Genomic DNA, 2,303 nt, shown 5'->3' on the forward strand with positions numbered 1-2,303 from the left:
TGGGCGCCGAGTCCGTCGTGATCGAACGGACCACTTGCGTCACGAAGGGCATGTCCGCCGGCGTCGACGACGTCACCGCAGGATCCGACGATGGCGCATAGGCAATCGTCATCGATCCGCCGAGAGGTGTTGTGACAGACGTCAGGAGGTCGGGGACGCCACCCTGGCGGACGTAGACGCCGGAGAAGGAGTATAGATCCGGCTGACCGTCGCCGTCGTAGTCGCCAACAAATATACACCTATTTTTTGCGACTCCAACGCAAGTAGGATTCGCGCCAATATCTTGGGAAAAGACGAATTTTGTCTCTCTGCCGCTAAAGAATATGAGATTGAGCTCGCTTGTGCCATCTTCCTTTTTATGAGCGTAACTCTCAAACGCATCTGCACGGCCATCAATATTAAAGTCTTCAGATGCAAGAATAGGGTGTGCCGTCGGAATCGAAATGCGCGCTTCCGATTTCTGACTAGCGATATTCCAGGGGAAGTATCCATCTCGCTTGGTGAACTCAATTACACCTCGCCCGGTTTGCCCAAAACTTTCCAGAAAGTCGGATCCAACGGAATGATTTATGTAAGTTGTTACCTTGAGTTTATCGTTGGCATCATGAGTGCCAGGCCATTTGAACAGCTCGTCATTGCGACCGTCGCCATTAACATCGGCGTATATTTTCGAATCGCTTTGCTGCGTCGAAATTAGCTTAGTCGCAAAATGATCTCGCTTCGATATGAGAGCAATCTGATGATACTCCTGATGTGGAAAGTCATTAAGCGAGGCAACAATATCATCAACTCCATCACCATCTATATCCTGAACAACGAATTGATCGCTATTGGAGATAGCGCTCTTCATGCTCCACGTTTTATTCGAGAATATAAGCTTTTCTCCATTTATTGATGAGATGAAAACCTCATCTGTTTTTGGATTGGCAATATCCTTGATCCCGTCGCCGTTGAAATCACCGACAACAAGGGAACTATATTTGTCAAAATATTTCGTCTTTATGGTGACGGATCCTATTTGCCCTATTCCTGGGGTATATATAGTGATAACCAGTTTATCATTAGATTCACTTTGAGTATCAAAATAGACACCTGATACAAAGACTATATCCGACAATCCATCGCCGTTAATGTCGAAAGTTGGAGAAATAGGGGTATCATTTCTCGCGTCATATCGAATTGAAGCATACCTGGAAAACGCGTAATCGCAGCTAATTGGATCAGATTTTATTTTGCCGATTTTGGAGAAGAGGCTATCTATAGTGCATTTTGCATCACTATAGGAATCCAGATTTGCTCCCTTGATATTCACAAAGTCGTCTTTTCTGTCTCCGTCAAAGTCTCCATAGTATGCATACTTTGAAGTGTTGAAATTGAACGATTTTGCTGGTCCTTGCGTTAACGGAAAACGCGAGACCCCCTCCTGATAATCAAACACATACGGCTTGAGCGCCGTCCCGTTTGCCGGACTGACCGAGCGTTTGGCCGGGGATACGTTTGTGTCCACCACCTGTTCCGCTGTGGCATCCGCCCCATAGGGCGTGACCGTGAGAAGCCGCGAGCGGCCCGTCTCGGCACCGATCTCGTAGCCGAGGCGATAGACCTTGGCCACCTTGCCGCCCGAAGTCACCTCCACCGCGCCCAGGCGGAAACGGTAGTCGGCCAGCGTCAGCCCCGTCGCGTCCGAGAAGGGATCGGGGCGATCCTCCCAGATGAAGTCGATGCTTCCAGCCACATACTCGCCGGCACTTTTCCAGCTGATCCTGGTCACCCGGCAGGCAAGGTAGTCCTCGCATGCATAGGAATAGCTCACCACGTTCGCCGGGGCACCGGTGGCGTCCACGTGCGCGTCGCGGACCTCCGTCAGCAGCCAGCGCGCATTGAAGTAGAGCTTGCGCTGAAGCTCGTAACTTTTATCCGCCTCGTCCGGCAGCTTTATGTGCTGAATATCCCCAACGCTTTCAAACACATAGGTCGTGCCATCAGGATCGCGCACTACCCAGTTATTGGTGGCGAGCTCATATCTGATCTGGCGGTGATCGTCGATCTTGTTCACCCACCCCAAGCCGTCCTTGGAGCAGCTCGCGCTGTCCGTCGTCGGCCAAGCTTTATTGGTACCGCCCTCATTGCACGGCGTCAGTTCGTCGTCGCCCAACATGAAGACGTCAGTCGACATGGCAAGAGTGCTGACCGTCTTGTCAGGTGCGAACAAGTCCCCGTCGAACCAGGGCGTACCCTTACCCTTGGAGACGCGGTTGATCTCCGGAACCCCCTTGAGGCTCCAACCAACCCCAAGCCAGCCG

1 protein-coding gene is annotated in these 2,303 nt (G+C 51.5%); it reads right to left on the reverse strand.

The genetic code is table 11. The features are described 5' to 3' along the window. A partial coding sequence (locus L2I41_RS21420) for an FG-GAP-like repeat-containing protein (RefSeq protein ID WP_237155659.1) occupies positions 1–2,303 on the reverse strand: 2,303 nt, incomplete at both ends.

It is taken from the genome of Oryzibacter oryziterrae (genome assembly GCF_021864535.1).
Taxonomy (GTDB): domain Bacteria; phylum Pseudomonadota; class Alphaproteobacteria; order Rhizobiales; family Pleomorphomonadaceae; genus Pleomorphomonas; species Pleomorphomonas oryziterrae.